17 protein-coding genes are annotated in these 17,168 nt (G+C 36.5%); 11 read left to right on the top strand and 6 right to left on the bottom strand.

Annotation, left to right across the window (positions count from 1 at the left end; genetic code table 11):
* Positions 1 to 5: 5 nt before the first annotated feature.
* The 3 genes from LI241_RS03735 to def form a co-directional block, all read right to left on the bottom strand.
* Positions 6 to 872 carry a metallophosphoesterase gene (locus LI241_RS03735; RefSeq protein WP_008688006.1) on the bottom strand — a complete coding sequence of 289 codons (867 nt, stop codon included), beginning with the start codon at positions 870 to 872 and terminating at the stop codon, positions 6 to 8.
* 78 nt (positions 873 to 950) lie between these two features.
* On the bottom strand, positions 951 to 2,792 hold the full coding sequence (rnjA, locus tag LI241_RS03730; protein WP_008688007.1) for a ribonuclease J1: 1,842 nt from the start codon (positions 2,790 to 2,792) through the stop codon (positions 951 to 953).
* A 141-nt stretch (positions 2,793 to 2,933) separates the two neighbouring features.
* Positions 2,934 to 3,491 carry a peptide deformylase gene (gene def, locus LI241_RS03725; protein WP_008688008.1) on the bottom strand — a complete coding sequence of 186 codons (558 nt, stop codon included), beginning with the start codon at positions 3,489 to 3,491 and terminating at the stop codon, positions 2,934 to 2,936.
* Between the two features lie 135 nt (positions 3,492 to 3,626).
* Between def and LI241_RS03720 the strand changes: the two genes are divergently transcribed.
* From LI241_RS03720 to LI241_RS03705, 4 genes are all read left to right on the top strand, one after another.
* Positions 3,627 to 4,895 carry an FtsW/RodA/SpoVE family cell cycle protein gene (locus LI241_RS03720; protein ID WP_008688009.1) on the top strand — a complete coding sequence of 423 codons (1,269 nt, stop codon included), beginning with the start codon at positions 3,627 to 3,629 and terminating at the stop codon, positions 4,893 to 4,895.
* A gap of 28 nt (positions 4,896 to 4,923) precedes the next feature.
* Positions 4,924 to 5,517 (top strand): 16S rRNA (guanine(966)-N(2))-methyltransferase RsmD, encoded by a 594-nt coding sequence (gene rsmD / locus LI241_RS03715; RefSeq protein WP_081484685.1) that lies wholly within the window; start codon positions 4,924 to 4,926, stop codon positions 5,515 to 5,517.
* A gap of 188 nt (positions 5,518 to 5,705) precedes the next feature.
* Positions 5,706 to 6,197, top strand: a complete 492-nt coding sequence (gene coaD / locus LI241_RS03710) for a pantetheine-phosphate adenylyltransferase (RefSeq protein ID WP_008688011.1) — start codon at positions 5,706 to 5,708, stop codon at positions 6,195 to 6,197.
* Positions 6,198 to 6,430: 233 nt separating this feature from the next.
* Positions 6,431 to 7,312: a hypothetical protein gene (locus tag LI241_RS03705; RefSeq protein WP_008688017.1), complete on the top strand. Its 882-nt coding sequence runs from the start codon at positions 6,431 to 6,433 to the stop codon at positions 7,310 to 7,312.
* 123 nt (positions 7,313 to 7,435) lie between these two features.
* On the opposite strand, the gene LI241_RS03700 is transcribed toward LI241_RS03705, so the two are convergent.
* The 3 genes from LI241_RS03700 to LI241_RS03690 form a co-directional block, all read right to left on the bottom strand.
* Positions 7,436 to 7,834, bottom strand: a complete 399-nt coding sequence (locus tag LI241_RS03700) for an HIT family protein (protein ID WP_008688019.1) — start codon at positions 7,832 to 7,834, stop codon at positions 7,436 to 7,438.
* Between the two features lie 69 nt (positions 7,835 to 7,903).
* Entirely contained in the window at positions 7,904 to 8,788 is an 885-nt protein-coding gene (locus tag LI241_RS03695; protein ID WP_008688021.1) for a hypothetical protein, read from the bottom strand.
* 12 nt (positions 8,789 to 8,800) lie between these two features.
* Positions 8,801 to 9,802, bottom strand: a complete 1,002-nt coding sequence (locus LI241_RS03690; RefSeq protein WP_008688023.1) for a peptidylprolyl isomerase — start codon at positions 9,800 to 9,802, stop codon at positions 8,801 to 8,803.
* Between the two features lie 191 nt (positions 9,803 to 9,993).
* Here LI241_RS03690 and sufC point away from each other — a divergent pair, with 191 nt between their 5' ends.
* The 7 genes from sufC (at position 9,994) to LI241_RS03655 (ending at position 17,008) form a co-directional block, all read left to right on the top strand.
* Positions 9,994 to 10,812: a Fe-S cluster assembly ATPase SufC gene (gene sufC, locus LI241_RS03685; RefSeq protein WP_008688025.1), complete on the top strand. Its 819-nt coding sequence runs from the start codon at positions 9,994 to 9,996 to the stop codon at positions 10,810 to 10,812.
* Position 10,813: 1 nt separating this feature from the next.
* On the top strand, positions 10,814 to 11,602 hold the full coding sequence (locus tag LI241_RS03680; RefSeq protein WP_008688027.1) for a SufD family Fe-S cluster assembly protein: 789 nt from the start codon (positions 10,814 to 10,816) through the stop codon (positions 11,600 to 11,602).
* Positions 11,595 to 12,827, top strand: coding sequence for an aminotransferase class V-fold PLP-dependent enzyme (locus LI241_RS03675; RefSeq protein ID WP_008688028.1), 1,233 nt, complete (start codon positions 11,595 to 11,597; stop codon positions 12,825 to 12,827). Before LI241_RS03680 ends, LI241_RS03675 begins: the two co-directional genes overlap by 8 nt.
* 14 nt (positions 12,828 to 12,841) lie before the next feature.
* A complete protein-coding gene (gene sufU / locus LI241_RS03670) occupies positions 12,842 to 13,288 on the top strand; it encodes a Fe-S cluster assembly sulfur transfer protein SufU (protein ID WP_008688029.1) in 447 nt (148 codons plus the stop codon).
* Positions 13,285 to 14,682, top strand: a complete 1,398-nt coding sequence (gene sufB / locus LI241_RS03665; protein WP_008688030.1) for a Fe-S cluster assembly protein SufB — start codon at positions 13,285 to 13,287, stop codon at positions 14,680 to 14,682. The genes sufU and sufB overlap by 4 nt, the downstream gene beginning before the upstream one ends.
* Positions 14,679 to 15,209 (top strand): 5-formyltetrahydrofolate cyclo-ligase, encoded by a 531-nt coding sequence (locus tag LI241_RS03660; RefSeq protein WP_008688031.1) that lies wholly within the window; start codon positions 14,679 to 14,681, stop codon positions 15,207 to 15,209. The genes sufB and LI241_RS03660 overlap by 4 nt, the downstream gene beginning before the upstream one ends.
* Before the next feature lie 359 nt (positions 15,210 to 15,568).
* Complete coding sequence (locus LI241_RS03655; protein WP_008688032.1) at positions 15,569 to 17,008, top strand: GntR family transcriptional regulator; 1,440 nt, start codon at positions 15,569 to 15,571, stop codon at positions 17,006 to 17,008.
* Positions 17,009 to 17,168 lie beyond the last annotated feature (160 nt).

The raw sequence follows: 17,168 nt of genomic DNA, 5'->3' as shown, positions 1-17,168 counted from the left end.
GCATGTTAATTTTCATGCACCAAACGAAAGATCAAAATTTGTGGTCTGGCAAACAAACGCATATCCATATTAACAGTCCCCAAACCATTGGAAACATAGAGCTTAGTTTCATTGATGCTATATTTACCATGTGAATATGTATCAGCACCTTCACTTTTCTGTAAAGCTCCTATCAATGGCAAATAAATTTGACCACCGAGAGAATGACCACTGAGGATGATATCTAAATACTTTGTGTTAATTTCATTATTATTAATGATATCAGGACAATGCGTTACCATAATATTAAATTCATCAGAACTAATGTTATCAAAAGGCTTGGATACATTTGGGTTGCCATTGATCATGGAATCTAAGCCAATGAGTGTAATGCTATCTTTACTGCCGTTGCGAATTTGCAATTTCTTATTGGTGATAATTTCAAAATCACTGTTATAAAGAATAGTGGTGACTTTTTGCTTGGCTTCTTTGCTTACTAGATCTTCATCTCCTAATACAGCAAATTTACCTAATGGAGCTTTAATATTTTGTAACAGGGAAGTAATTTCACGCACGGTTTGTGAATCGGGTTTTTGTTCTTCAAAGGAAGTAAAGACATCGCCGCCAAAGATAACAATGTCAGCCCCTGCGGTTTCTAAGGTTTCCATCATGGTAGAAAGTCTTTCTTTTTTCATAAACCCATGATATTTGATATCGCTTATAAAAGCAATTTTAATATCATTCATTGAAGTGGGGATTTTTGTACTACTGATTGTTTCATTTACAAGCTTCACATGATCCACAGAATAGTAGATAGAATAAAAGAAAACACCTGCAATTAGAAGGGCAAAAAGTAATAATACAGAAACAATTTTTACTAGTTTTTTCACCATGCTGTTTACACCTCATATTCTCATTTATTTTACCATAAAGAAGAGGATAAGAAAATAAAAACCGAAGGTTTCCTTCGGTTAAGATGGTTCATGTGTTGTTGGTTTTCGTGGCGTTTTTCGTTGATTGACGCGTGTGGCTCTAGCTTGTGCCATGGCTGCCATAGCCGCTTTTGAATTAATGATAACAGGAATAACGATAGGATTACGATGTGTCTTATTGTATAAGAACGGTTCCAAAGTAGAACGCACGCAATTCTTTAAATCAGAAAAGGTTGTACGCTGTTTCATTTTTTCCTTCAATGCATCGTATACAATCATTTCTGCTTCTTTCAATAAGCCCTGACTATCTTTAATAAAGACAAATCCACGAGATACAATAACAGGTTTGCATAACACTTTATTTTCTTTTGAATCAATCGCTATGATAGCTGCAACTAATCCATTATCCGCCAAAATCTTACGATCTTTTAAAACGGCAGTAGATACACCGCTGATATCATTGCCATCAACATAAATATCATCAGCCGCAATACGGAAGCTGCTTTCGTATACATGGTGATTACGCAAAATCAATACATCCCCATTTGCACAAGTAAAGATATTTTCTTCAGGAATACCAGTCTCCATAGCTGTTTCTTTGTGCTGTTTCAACATTTTATATTCCCCATGGACAGGCATGAAGTATTTCGGCTTAATCAACTGCAGCATCAATTTCTGCTCTTCCTGTGAGGCATGGCCGGTCGTATGCAAATTACCTAAAATTGATTTTGTCAGGACATTTGCCCCGGCTTTAAATAATTTGTTAACAACCTGATTGACACTAGCTCCGTTACCAGGTATCGGAGAAGAAGAGAAAATTACGGTATCACCAGGAATCAGTTTGATGAAACGATGTGTTCCATTCGCAATACGAGACAATGCCGCAAGTGGTTCTCCTTGGCTGCCGGTACATACGATACATGTCTTTGATGCTGGTGTATGAGAAAGCTGTTCCGGTTTTAAGAAGTGTTCTTCACCAACCTTGATCTTACCCATTTTACGTCCAATGGTTACAACATTCTCCATGCTACGTCCAAAGATAATGACCTTACGTCCACAAGCAACAGCCGCTTCTAAGATTTGCGAAACGCGATAGACATTACTAGCAAAGGTTGCTACAATTAAACGTCCATCCGTTTTTTTCATGGTATCTAAAATTTCTGCTGCCACTTTCTTTTCAGAAATGGAAAAATCCGCTACACCAGAGTTGGTAGAATCACTCATTAATAAGTCTACGCCAATCTGTCCCATATAAGCCATGACCTGATAATCAGCATTGCTGCCAACCGGTGTCAAGTCAAATTTAAAGTCACCAGTTTCAACAATACGCCCATTTGGCGTATTAATCAAAATACCCAAAGAATCAGGTATCGAATGTGTCGTGTTGAAGAAACCACATGTGAAATGTTGCATCTTGACCGAACTACGATCATTGATTTCTACGATTTTAACGCCTCTTAGCATTTTACGTTCTTCTAATTTTTTATTGATTAACGCTACCGCAAAAGCCGGTGCGTAAATAGCTTCGATATCAACACTTTTTAAAAGGAAGGGAATTCCTCCAATATGATCCTCATGACCATGCGTGATAATTAATATTTTACGTTTACGATTATTCTTCACCAGATAGTTATAATCTGGAATGACATAATCGACACCGAGAAGATCGTCCTCAGGAAAACGAACACCAGAGTCAATGATTAAGATTTCATTCTCGTGTTCAAAGCAGTACATATTTTTTCCGACTTCGCCTAATCCGCCCATTGCATAAATTAGCGTATCGCCTCGTTCGGTATTTATTTTATTATAACTGTCTTTATTCGTTGTATCCTGACTGATTCTCGGTGCACGATTTTTATTTGTTGTATGATGATTTATCATAATAACTCCTTTCTTACTATATTTGATATGCACCCTATATCTTTTTCTATTATAACATAAATCAGCGAAAATAATCAGCTTCTGTATCTTTTTTTCATTTAACTACCTGTTTTGGGCATAAAAAATGCTCTTAATGAGCATTTATTCAATAACCTTAGCGTCTGGAATTTCCTGCCAAGGATTCGTAACATTGATATGATCATAAAACAAAGTACCATTGAAATGATCCATTTCATGTTGTAATACAATGGCGAGATAACCGCTAGCTGAAATTACGATTTCTTCATTACGTAATAAATCAAAGCCTTTGACCTTAATGCGGGCAGCTCGAGGAACGATGCCTTCATGTTCTTCTTCTACAGATAAACAGCCTTCACCGTTTTTCAGATATGCTTTTTGAATTGATTCAGAAATAATCTTAGGATTTGCTAAAGCAAATTCATAATCTTCTTCTTCATCTTTAGGAACAACAACAGCAAGCATTTTTTTAGGAATTCCTAATTGAATCGCCGCTATGCCGACGGCTGGGCGTAGGTTCTGCTTTTCTGCCAGTTCACTGTCTTGTGAGTCACGAACATATTGCAACATGTCCATTAACAATTCTTTATCTTCTTCATGCATCGGAATTGGTACGGTGACGCTTTTTTCTCTAACGATAGGATCACTATCCTTAACGATGTTATCATAATTAAAGCTCATATACAGACTCCTTTTCTTTCGTTCTTTATTTTATACGCTTTTCTTTCAGAATGGAAGAGTTTTGCTAAATAAATATTAAAAAATGATATAGAATATGATATCATTAAGAGTACATGAAAGAAAGGAGAATGTCACTTGCGGATAAAAAATATAATTGTATCTTTAAAGATGCCAAAGAAATTTGATGTGGCGCTGCAGGCAGCTGTGTTGATCCTAATTGCTTTTGGTACTTTAATGATCATTTCAACGAATGCCGGAAAGGCCGGTGGCTTACTGGTTCTGGTGAAAGTTATCCTCAAACAGATGGCTTTTGTGGTATTCTCATATGTCTTAATGACTTTTTTTGCTAATAACTTTACGATGACAAGGGCAAAGAAGCTTTATCTTTATGCTGGTTTAATACTATTAGGCTTATTGGCATTTACTTTAGTATCAAAAGAAACGTTTGGTTCTAAAGCATGGATTCAAATTCCGATTCCTGGAATGGAGGTCACTTTGCAGCCTTCGGAATTTGCTAAAATCTTCATGGTGGTTATCATGGCTGTGTATGTAGAATTGGCAGGTCGCAAAAACTATGATTTTTGGACAATTGTGCGCATTCCAGTCATATTCTTTATTGTTTTCTTTGTGATAATTTTATTTCAGCGTGATTTAGGTACGATGTTGGTATTGACGATGATCACGATAATCTGCTTTTTAATACCTTCCCATCGCAGTTTAAGAAAAGCACAGCGTACGGTAAAACTGTTACTCATAGTTGGCACAGTATGTACATTGTTCCTTATGAGTGAAACCGGAAGTACGATGGTAGCAAAACTGCCTGTTTTTAAACATGTAAGTAGTCGTGTGGATATCGCCATCGATCCTTTCCAACATCCGCATGGTGTAGGGTATCAATTGATTAATGGCTTATATGGTTTCGCCAGAGGCGGTATCACAGGTGTAGGTTTTGGTAGCTCTATTCAAAAATATGGATATCTTACACAGTCCGATAATGATTTCATCCTCTCTATCGTTGTAGAAGAATTAGGCGTGTTTGGATTAGGTATCGTAGTAATCGGCTACTTGCTTATTTTACAACGCTTATTCTATTATGCTTTTCATACGCAAAGTGAAGGCTATAAAATTATTTTGATTGGTACCGGCATGTATATTTTTGTACATTTTGTTTTGAATGTCGGTGGTGTCAGCGGATTGATACCGTTGACTGGTGTACCATTATTGTTTATATCCAGTGGCGGTAGTTCTTTGATGTCTATCATGAGTGCCATAGGAATATCTCAGGGGGTCATCTCACGCATTCGACGTCAGGGCAGTGTGAAAGTAGGCGTAGATAAAAAAAGAGCCCCAAGGGGTAGGGACTCTTTAAGAAAGGGAAGAGGAGAAACAAAGATTGGGGGGTAGCAACCATTTACTTGGTTGCACTAGTATGATGCCCATCCAATTTTGGTTTATACATAAGGAGTTGAAAAAAATGCGAATAGTTGCAGGAAAATTTCGTTCTCGTGTTATAGAGGCAGTAGATGGGGATGCGACACGGCCTACTTTAGATAAAGTAAAAGAGGCAGTATTCTCAAGAATTGGACCATATTTTGATGGTGGTGAGATGCTGGATTTGTTTGGTGGTAGTGGAAATATGTCTTTGGAAGCTATCAGTCGTGGCATATCCCATTCCATCCTTTGTGATATTCATGGCAAGGCGATTGCGACTATACGTCGGAATATTAAAACATTAGGCATTCAGCAAAATTGTGAAATATGGAAGATGGATTACAAGAAAGCTCTAGCAGCTGCTAGTGAACAAGGAAGAAAATTTGATCTTGTTTATCTAGATCCACCTTATCAAAAACAACAGATTGATTGGATCTTAACTTACTTGGAGGAACATGATCTGCTTTCTTCAGGAGCTGATGTTGTTTGCGAAAGTCTTAAAGAGGATTCCTTTAAAGAGTATTATGGAACATTAGAGCAGGTAAAAGATGCCACCTATGGCATTACGCGTATTACATATTATAAGAAGAGGTAAGGGTGAAAACTTGATAAAAATGGGGAACTTAAAAATACGGCAAAGGTACTTATTTAAATTAAGCAAATAAGAAATACCATTTACTTCCACATGCTCTATAGTGTTCTTTCCTAAAAACTATAAAACAACTAGTGGTAAGTGTGTTTAGAAAATTTGTGCCCGCATGTAGCGAAAGAATGGAGGCCATTATGAAAAAAGCCATTTTTCCCGGCAGCTTTGATCCAATCACCAATGGACATCTGGATATTATCACCAGAGCTAGCCATTTGTTTGATGAAGTTATTGTTGTCATATTAGAGAATTCAGAAAAACGTTCTGCGTTCACTTTAGAAGAGCGCCTACAGTTTATGAAAGCAGCCTGTGCGAAATTAGCGAACGTACGCATTGATCACGATACCTGTCTGACGGTAGAATATGCAAGAAAACATGGAGCTTCTGCCATCATTCGCGGTGTTCGCAGTGTGAAGGATTATGAGTACGAACGCGATATTGCTAGTATCAATCAGCATATGGCTGAAGATATTGAAACAATCCTTTTATTTGCTTCTCCTTCACAATCTTTTGTATCTAGTACCATCATTCGGGAAATGGTACGCTATGGTCAAGATATTTCCGCATTTGTGAATGATGAAGTAAGGAAGGCATGTGTACAACGTTTAAAAGATGAAGAAGGTAAATAGAAAAGGGAAGAAATCCAACACGCTTAGGATTGATCATAGCAGTGTTGGATTCTTTTATTTCATATATTCATCAACATCGTATGATTATATAAAAAGATGGTCTTGTTGAGACTTGATAAAGGAGAAATCAAATATGCGATACGTAATAAGTAAGAAATACGTAAGAAGAAAGCATGGTAACGATTCATAAAAAATGGTATACTAAATAGGAAGTCAACAGAAAGGATGAGTGTATGAGCACACACTTTAAACCGCCTGGAAAAGAGGCAATGAAAAGTAAAACCATTACCTCAATCTGTATGCTGGCAATTATCATCAGCTTGTATGCGACTTGTTATATGTTGTTTTTTAGAACAGTTGATGTTGATTTAACAAAGGACATTTCTATTGTATATGATGGAGAAAGTGGTTCTGCCAGTGTTAAGGTTTTTAATAGTATTACGGATTACAATCAACGGAAACAAGAATTTATGGATTCCGTTGCGTATAAGGTTTCACCTAAGAAGAATTTGCAAAATGGCGATACGCTTTTGATAAGCAGCACCTATGATGAAGATTTGGCGGATCAATACCATATTCATCCCATTCATACGATACGAAAGATAACAGTAGAAAATTTACCGGAACGTTTAAGCAGTGTCGATGAATTGCAACCAGCTTTTTTGAAAGAAATCAATCAAAGAGGAACCAGTTATTTAAAAAAGAATATGGAACAGATTTTAAATGAAGATTTCACTGATTTCTACATTAATTCGAAACCAGAACTACAAGAGCAAAAATTAATGTATCGTATTTTTATGGATGCAAACAAGAAAAGTAATAAAGACCGAATCTTAGATATTTATGCCATAACGGCAAAAGGTCAGGTCAATGTTTCCGCAAAAGGTGAAAAGCTAGAAGAGAAGGAAAGTACGATTTATTATATGATTACATATAATGAAATTAATACCTCTTTCATGTTACGTGAGGAAAATATCTATGGTGAAAAACTGATTTATAGTGGTACAAAAGATTTAACAAATCAAAAAGTGTTTGAAAAAGTCATTCAGAATAAATATGGGAAACAATTCCATATAACATTTTTAGATTTACCTGTGTATACCGATGACAAATAACAATGACCATGGATAGCTTCTTATATGGAATGGCATGATACGAAGCGTAATAAAAAAAGGATTCATTTCACAATTAATGGATCCTTTTTTATACCTTTATTAAGTGCTATCGTGATAACAAAGTCATACAGTCTTTAAGAGTTCAGCCAAAGCCTCTAGATCTTGTTTTTCACTTTCATGAAATTGAATGACACAAGCATCTTCCTTTGAATAACGTGGAATTAAATGGATATGGAAATGCGGAACGCTTTGTCCAGCCACTTCATTTACATTACTAAGAATGTTCATTCCTTCTGCTTGCAATGTTTTACATATTCTATTAGCCAGCTTTTGAGCAACTTCCATCATGTGTTTCAAGGTTTTACTGTCACATTCTAAAAAGTTATCATAATGTTGCTTAGGAATTACCAGAGTATGGCCCTTGGTTACTTGTGAGATATCTAAAAAAGCCATGACCTCATCATCTTCATAAAGGCAATAGGAGGGAATTTCCTTTGCGGCAATCTTACAAAAAATACACATCTTATGATCATCCTTTCTGTAACGTCATTATAACAGAATTCAGATAAAAGAAAAAGAGCGGCAACGCTCTTATTTCTGGGTAATATAGCTTTCGTTTGTGCTCTTAATCTGATTTAAGATATCAATATCATAGATTGTAAAGTTATACTTCTTCAAATAATGTTCCATCATGGTGTTTGATAAATCACTAACACCAGCAACTAAAGCGTCATTTGCTTCATCAGCAAAACTACTAGGATCAATATTTGTTAAATTGACAAGATAATAGGTTTTACCTTCTGTATCTTCAATCACTTCTTTGATAAGTCCCTTACTGGATGTTGCAGTAATTTTACTGAAAACAACATCAGGAAGTCCAGATCCGCTGAAGTAGATTTTTTCACTTCCATCATAGGTTCCTGTCTTGCCATATTTTTTAGCTACTGTTTTCGCACTATCGCCTTTTTTTAAGGCAGCAAGTGCTTTTTCGGCATTTTCTTGCTTTTCTATCTGAATCACATTCGCTTTTACCGGATGGTATTTTTCAAATAATGTTTTTTGATTGTCTTTTGCATATTTCTTTAATAATTCTTTGTTTAATAAAGAAGGGTAGCTCGCTTTTTCTAAATATTCTTCTTCACTGTTGAATCCATAACTTTTAATAGCATTTAGAAAGGCTTCTTCGCCGCCAAACGTTTTTTTCGTGGATGCCAATGTCTTTTTGGCCTCTTTTTTCATATCTTCGCTAAGCTTGATACCTTCTTTTTCATATATTTTATTTTGTACTAATTCTATTGTAGCACTGCCACCATTGCTGCCTTTTAGCAGATTATACAATTTATCTTTAGTTATTGTCGTATCGCCAACGCTTACTAATTTTTCACTGCCATTCGATATATCCGCAACGGCATCCTTACATCCTGTAAGAGTTGCCAGCATGGCGAATGCACATACGATAAGTCCTGCTTTTTTCATTTCCATGCCTCCTTATTTGCTTTCCAGGGATGCCTGGATGTCTTTTTTGATATCATCATTACCATATGTTACATCTAATTTCTTCATGGCTTCACTGATGTATTTGCTTGCTAAATCACTATTTGCGTTTTCAATAGCGCTATAGATGGAGTCTTTTGCTTTTTTATCCTTTAGGATAGCATCTTTATCGGTTTCTTCTACCTTGATCATATGCCAACCATTGTAATTGTCATTACTTTCTTTGACCCAATTGCTAACTTCACCTTTTTTCATCTTCAACGCCTGTTTCTTAAAGCTGTCTACAAAGCCTGTTGTAGAGTCCATGTATCCAAGATAGCCGCCTTTTTCAGCACTTGATGTGTCGCCTTTATCCTTATATTTCTTAGCGACTTCGGCAAAACTCATGGTCTTTAAATCTTTTTCAATTGCTTTGACGGTTTTCATCTCTTCCTCAGTAGGATTGTTAGCATCTTTCATTTTCACTAAGATATGAGAAACCGTACGTCCCTTGTTTTTCTCATAGAGCGGTGTAAATAATTCCTCCATATGTTTGTCGATGTAGTCTTTCTGCATTTTTGACATTTTTGCTTGTACGTTACAGAAATAATCTAATTCATCTTCTTGGAATCCATATTTTGCTAATTCTGTTTTCAAATACTCTTCAGCGCTCTGACCAGAACTGCTCGCCTGATTTTGCGCATTGCTGTTCAAATACTCTTTTAATTGATCTGCAGTTTTTTCAATTTCATCTGTAGATTTGACGCTTTCATCAATAACAGCTGCTTGGAAACGCAGATATAAAAGGGTATTACCACCGTTTGATTTGTACATGGAATCATACAGATCATCAGCTGAAATACTTTTTCCATTGATCGTTGCAATGACATCTTTACCATTTTCGCTTTTACCAGGGAGCTTGCCCTTATTTGTATCATAGATGATAAATACGGTAAATCCGATGAAAATAAGTGCAATCAATACAACGAACCATTGCTTCTTTAATGTGTCTATCATATAGGTCCTCCTAAACTCATACTGTTTTATTATAATAAATATGGAGATAAATTGCAATTTTTTCAAAAGGATTACGACAATTTCCCATAAACCTTCACTTATCGTTCACATTGCATAAGACTTTATAATCGTTACAATTGTGAATCAAAAGAAAATTTGGTATGATAATACTGTTTGAAAGGATGATATACATGAGTTGTTTAAAAATAGATGATCTGCATGTAGATGTGGATGGAAAACAGATATTAAAAGGTGTAAATTTGGAAATACATGAGCATGAAACACATGCGTTGATGGGTCCAAATGGGAATGGAAAAAGTACATTGTTAGCTGCCATTATGGGAAATCCCAAATACCATGTAACACGTGGTAGTATTACGTTAGATGGTCAGGATGTCTTAGCCATGGAAGTAGATGAACGTAGTAAAGCTGGACTTTTTTTAGGTATGCAATATCCAAGTGAGGTTAGCGGTGTTACGAATTCTGATTTTTTAAGAGCGGCAATGAATGCAAGAAGAGAACGTCCGATTCCTTTATTCACGTTTATCCGTGAAATGGAAAAAACAGTAAAAGAAATGGAAATGAAACCGGATTTGGCACATCGTTTCTTAAATGAAGGGTTTTCTGGTGGTGAAAAGAAACGTAATGAGATTGTTCAGATGAAGATGTTGAAACCATCAATTGCAATGCTTGATGAAATAGATTCAGGCTTAGATGTCGATGCATTGAAATTGGTAGCTAAAATGATCCATGAAATGCAAATCGAACAAGGCATGGGATTGGTCGTAGTAAGTCATTATGCACGCTTTTTGGATTTATTAAAGCCAACACACGCCCATGTTTTAGTGGATGGTGCTATTGTGGTCAGCGGTGGCAGTGAGTTAATAGAAAAAATCGATCAAGAAGGTTATGACTGGATTGAAAAGGAATATCATGTGCAGGTCGTAAAGGAAGAAAAGAAAAAAGTTGCGTTGTTGCAGCAATGTGCTGCAGGAACCAAAGGTGTTTAATATGGAACTGCATGTATCAACATCTGGCTTTCAGGTGATAACGCTTGATGATAACGAAACACAATTTAATCTTCATGTAGACAAACACCTGAACGTAAAACTGGCAATTCCATATGGTGGTATAGAGGCATTAAGAACCTCTTGTATTGAATTAGAAGAAGGAGCTTCCCTTACGATCTTGATGAAGAATGTAAAACAGCAAAAGAATATGTTGAATCAGCAGGCTGTTTTACATAAAGATGCAATATTAACAATCGCCTATTGGGAAATTGAGGATGGGGCATCACAGATTAGACTGGATGTACAATTGATGGAAAGTGGTGCGCAGGTAATGGTGCGCAGCGCTTGTATTGCCAAAGAACAAAAAGACTTTTATGTGAAATGTCATCATGAGGTAGCACATACGAAAAGTCAAATGGAGCATTATGCGATCGTCGAAGATGAAGGTAATTATCGCATGGAAGCTATTGGTAAGATCGTTAAGGGTGCACATGCCAGCGAATCGCATCAGACAACACGCGTTTTGACTTTGAGTGATCATCACAACAGTGAAGTTGTGCCTGTGCTTTACATTGATGAAAATGATGTAAAGGCAAGTCATGCGACGACGCTTGGGCAACCGGATGAAAATCAATTATATTATTTACAATCACGCGGATTAAGCCGTTCACAAGCATTAGGTCTTTTGACAGTCGGCTATTTAATGCCTATCAGTGATTTGTTTGATGATGCGACATATCATGATGAAATGAAAAATGAAATCGAAAAGAGGGTGGGATTGCATGCTTAATGTAGAAAACATCCGTCAGGATTTTCCAATGTTGCAAGGAAAAATGATGCAACAACATCCATTAATTTATTTAGATAATGGAGCAACGACGTTAAAACCACGTGCTGTGATTGATGCTGTTGTTAAATATTATGAAGAGTATGGTGCCAATGCACACCGTGGAGATTATGATCTCAGTTATTTTGTAGATCAGGAATATCAGCAGACAAGAGAAGATGTGGCAGCTTTCTTACATGCGGAAAGTGAAGAAATTGTCTACACATCAGGTGCTACAGCTGGCTTAAACATGGTGGCTTACGGTATTGGAGAACGTTTGCTGCAAGAAGGCGACATCGTTTTAAGCAGTGAGGCAGAGCATGCCTCTTGTGTATTGCCGTGGATGCGTGTGGCTACCAAATGTCATGCTAGCTTAGCCTACATCCCTTTACAAGAAGATGGACGCATCGATATGGACATGCTGGAACAAATGATGAATGAGCGTGTCAAGGTTATTGCATTAGCACATATTGGCAATGTACTTGGCTATATCGCACCAATGAAGGAAATTTGCGCCCTGGCCCATCGTTATGGAGCTATCGTTGTTGTTGATGCTGCACAAAGTGCGCCTCATATGCCAATCGATGTTAAAGATATGGATTGTGATTTTCTGGCGTTTTCTGCGCATAAGATGTGTGGACCTACTGGTGTTGGTATCCTATATGGCAAGAAAGCATTACTTGCGCAAATGGAACCAATGCTGTTGGGCGGTGACAGTAATGCACGTTTTGATGTTTGTGGAAATATCCAGTTAAAGGATGCCCCCTATAAATTTGAAAGTGGTACACAACCAATCGAAGGTATTTTTGGATTGCATGCAGCCATACGTTATTTGCAGGCAATTGGGATGAAAGAAATCCATCGTTATGAACAACAATTGCATGCGTATGCTGTAGCCAGATTGAAACAGATGGATAATATTATCCTTTACAATGAAAACAATGATACCGGCATCATCACCTTTAATGTGAAAGGGGTGTTTGCACAAGATGCGGCTACCTTCTTTAATGCAAATGGTATTGCCGTAAGAAGCGGACAACATTGTGCTAAATTATTAAATGAAGTATTACAGACAAGTGCGACGATTCGTGCCAGTTTGTATTTCTATAATACCAAAGAAGAGATTGATCGTTTCTTAGCTGTATGCGCAAATGCAACTATGGAAACATGTTTAGATGTATTTTTCTAGCAGGAGGAAGTAAGATGAATAATTTCATGAACGATCCCATGATGCTACGTTCGATCATCATGGATCATTACGAATATCCCAGAAATCATGAATTGAAGAAAGAGGATGGCTATCTACAGAAACATATGGCCAGTGAATCTTGTATCGATGATATTTATGTGCAAAGCAAGATAACAGATGGAATCATTGAGGATATACGTTTTGATGGTGTGGCATGCACCATTTCAACTTCCTCAACTTCCATCATGAGTGAGCTTTTACAAGGGAAAACCATCGATGAGGCAAAAAAAATAATTGCTAATTATTATCAGATGATTGATGGCAAAGATTTTGATGAAAATGTTTTACAGGAGGCGATTGCCTTTCATAACGTAGGAAAGCAAGCAAATCGCATCAAATGCGCTACGATCGGCTGGAAAGCAATGGAAGAGCTGATTGAGGAAAGCGAGGCTAAAAAATGAGTGATATGCAGATACCTAGTGAAGATTATAAATATGGTTTTCATGATGAAGATATAAGCCTTTATAAAACGAAACAAGGATTAACAGAGGAAACAATACGGGAAATATCTCGTATTAAACAAGAACCAGAATGGATGCTGAATTATCGTTTACAAGCATTCGCTAAATTTATGGAAATGCCAATCCAGGATTGGGGACCAGAACTTTCGCGACTGAATTTTGATGAATATACATATTATATCAAGCCTAGTGATAAAACAGAGCAACGTTGGGAAGATGTACCAGAAACGATTAAGGAAACGTTTGACAAGCTGGGAATACCAGAAGCAGAAAAGGAATTCTTAGCCGGAGTGACAACACAATATGATTCCGAAGCTGTATATCATAACATGTTAGAGGAAGTAGAGAGAAAAGGGGTGATTTTTCTTGATACGGATACAGCTTTAAAAAAACACCCTGATCTTTTTAAAAAGTATTTCGGTAAGCTCGTACCGTATACCGATAATAAATTTGCAGCTTTGAATAGTTGCGTTTGGAGCGGAGGAAGTTTTATTTATGTGCCTAAGGGCGTTCATTTAGAAAAGCCGCTACAGTCTTACTTCCGTATCAATACCGAACGTATGGGGCAATTTGAACGTACGCTGATCATTGTAGATGAAGGTGCAGATGTACACTATGTAGAAGGCTGTACAGCACCGATTTATTCAAAAGATTCATTGCATGCGGCGGTTGTTGAAATTTTCGTTCATAAAAATGCCAGATGTCGCTATTCCACTGTTCAAAATTGGAGTGATAATATTATCAATCTAGTTACAAAACGTGCAAAAGTTTTTGCGAATGGCAGTATGGAATGGATCGATGGCAATATCGGATCAGGTGTCAATATGAAATATCCTGCTTGTATATTAGCGGAACCATATGCAAAGGGAATTTGTGTTTCTATTGCTGTAGCTGGGAAAAAGCAAATCCAGGATGCTGGTGCGAAAATGATACATCTGGCAGAAGATACGTATAGCAACATTATTTCAAAATCCGTATCACGAAATGGCGGTGAAGTAAATTATCGCGGGTTGGTATTCCATGGTCCAAAGGCACAACGGGCGAAAAGCAAAGTGGAATGTGATACCTTAATTCTTGATAAACAATCTCGCAGTGATACGATTCCAACGAATGTTTCAAAGAATAAGACAAGTCAGATTGAACATGAGGCAACGGTTTCTAATATCAGTGAGGAACAGCTGTTTTACCTCATGAGCCGCGGTTTATCACGAGGACAGGCAACTGAGATGATTGTAATGGGCTTTTTAGAACCATTTACCAGAGAATTACCAATGGAATATGCAGTTGAATTAAACCAGCTGTTAAAACTGGATATGAGTGATTCTATCGGATGATGAAAGAAACTGTGCGAAAGCTTGCTCTTGCTCGTCGTAATGCTTTGACGCAAAGGGAGATAGCATGCAAAAGTAAAGCCATTGTCCAACGCTTAGAACCATATTTAAAAGGTACCATTGCCTTATATCGTAGTTATGGCAATGAAGTTTGCATAGATGATGTACATCTAAAGAGCTATGGGCTTCCAGTAGTATTACACGATACTTCCATGTGTTTTCGCATGTGGTATAAAGGTTGTAAAATGAAAAAAGGAGCTTATGGAATTCAAGAGCCAATCGAAGGAAAAGTGCTTTTGGCTGATGAACTGGATGTGATCGTCGTGCCAATTGTAGCCTTTGATGAACATCTATATCGTTTGGGACATGGAAAAGGATATTATGATCGTTATTTGAAACAATGCAGGGCTCTTAAAATTGGTGTGGCTTTTGACTGTCAACAGGTTGAAAAAGTACCAATAGAACCACATGATGTGTGTTTGGATATGATTATTACAGAAACATGCATACGTAAGAAAGATCACTTATGATCTTTTTTTCATGCTAAAAGACAAAGCATACATAGCAGTGCTATGCTAGACTTTAAGTTTTCTTCATTTTCAAGTTTGATGCAAGACTTATTATCAATCGACATACACATGTTTAGAAACTATCAAATGTTCAACCATACATTACTAAAAAATTATATATAGTTATACGACAAAAGGTAGTAAGGAATACCATGTGAAAGCAATATAAAACGAAAGAAAAGGCAGTAATCGCAAATATGTGTTTACAGAATATGTAATTTTTATTTTATGTTATGTTTCTGTGTTGCTTTTTATAGAAATGAGTGGTATATATTACTATATGTTATAACAATTAGAAATATATGGAAAGAGGTGTAGAGATGGAACAAGAAAAGACATTATATGAGTATGTTTACCGCATGATTTTGCATACGATTCATAATGGAAAATATCGTTATAATGAAGAACTTCCATCTTTAAACACCTTATGTAAAGCGTATGGTGTTGGGCGTAATACCATGCGCACAGCATTACAAAAATTGCAAAGTCATGGTTATGTTGTGCTTGAAAAAGGCAGCCCGGCTAAAGTGTTGTTTGATATTAATGATTTTGATAACAATGTACAATATCGCCAGACTATGCTAGACTCTTATCAAATGATTTATGATGTTTTCACGGTAATAGAATGGATCATGCCGGATATTAGTGTTATTTGTATGCGTAATGCAAGCAAAGAACAAATAAAGGGATTAGAAGAAAAGGTCATTGCGTTATCACAACGTCAGTTGGTGAATGAAATTGACGTCTATGAGTACCTATATGATCTTTATCTTTATGTATTATCTTTTTTAGATAATCCGATATTAAATGATTTGTTTTTAACATTAATGAATTCTCTTACTTTACCGCTTGTTCAAAACGAAGAAGAGCATAAAAAATTAACAAACAATTTTGATGCTATGAAGAAAACCTTTACGATAGCTCTGCGTTTTGTATTAAAGGGAAATGATTTCATGCTTCGTAAATTAATCTATGCATTATGTAAAGGAATAAAGAATATTACTTTAAGTTATACCAAACGTTTGACTCAGGGGATGACGATAAAGGAAAAGGCGAAATTCAGTTGGGTCAGCAATCGCTCACAAGAATATTTATACACACGTGTAGTAACGGACATCATGAACGATATCAAAACAGGTATTTATCATAATGGGGATTTATTGCCATCTTTGGCAAAGCTTGCGACACTGTATGAAGTCAGTGAGCGGACAAGCCGTAAAGCGGTCAAAAAACTGAATGAATTTCATATTGTCAATACAATAAACGGCATTGGCAGTCGTATTCAACTCGATGATCAAACGATTAAAGATTTCATGAAGAGTGCAGATGATCATATGTTGAATGGGTTACAGCATTATCGCCATAGTTTGCAGCTGTTGGATTTATTTGCTGGTTTTATATTTCCGCATGTACAAAATCAATTTAATAAAGAACGTTGTCAATCATTAGCTGATAAAATAGGTGAATTGGATGTGTTTACATTCGATGAATACTTCCAGCTTCTTTTCACAGAAGAAAATGATTGCCTGCGGGTAATTTATGAAGAGCTGAATAAACCTATGAATTGGAATTTGATAGCTTGTATCATGGCTGATAAACAGGAGATGATTAATGAAATTAAAGCCCTGCAACCACTTTATTGTGAGCATCTACGAAAACGACATTTTCATAAGATGAATGAAATCATGCATCAGGTTTTCGCAATACGCTTGCAAATGGCAGATATGGCAATTGCTGCTTGTCAAAAAGCGTTCCAATAAGACACCTTATTTTGAAATACTATTTAGAATAATATGATACTCATAACTCCAAAACGGCAGTAGACATTACGATATTTTATATTATGTGAAAGGCAGATGTTAGTAAGCATCTGTTTTTATATTGCTTTGTTAAATTATAACAACAGTATATCATACAACA

This window comes from Longicatena sp. 210702-DFI.1.196, from assembly GCF_020563125.1.
In the GTDB taxonomy this organism is placed as follows: Bacteria; Bacillota_I; Bacilli_A; order Erysipelotrichales; family Erysipelotrichaceae; genus Longicatena; species Longicatena caecimuris.
The sequence above is the reverse complement of the archived record's forward strand: the minus strand, read 5'-3'. Positions and strand labels throughout refer to the sequence as shown.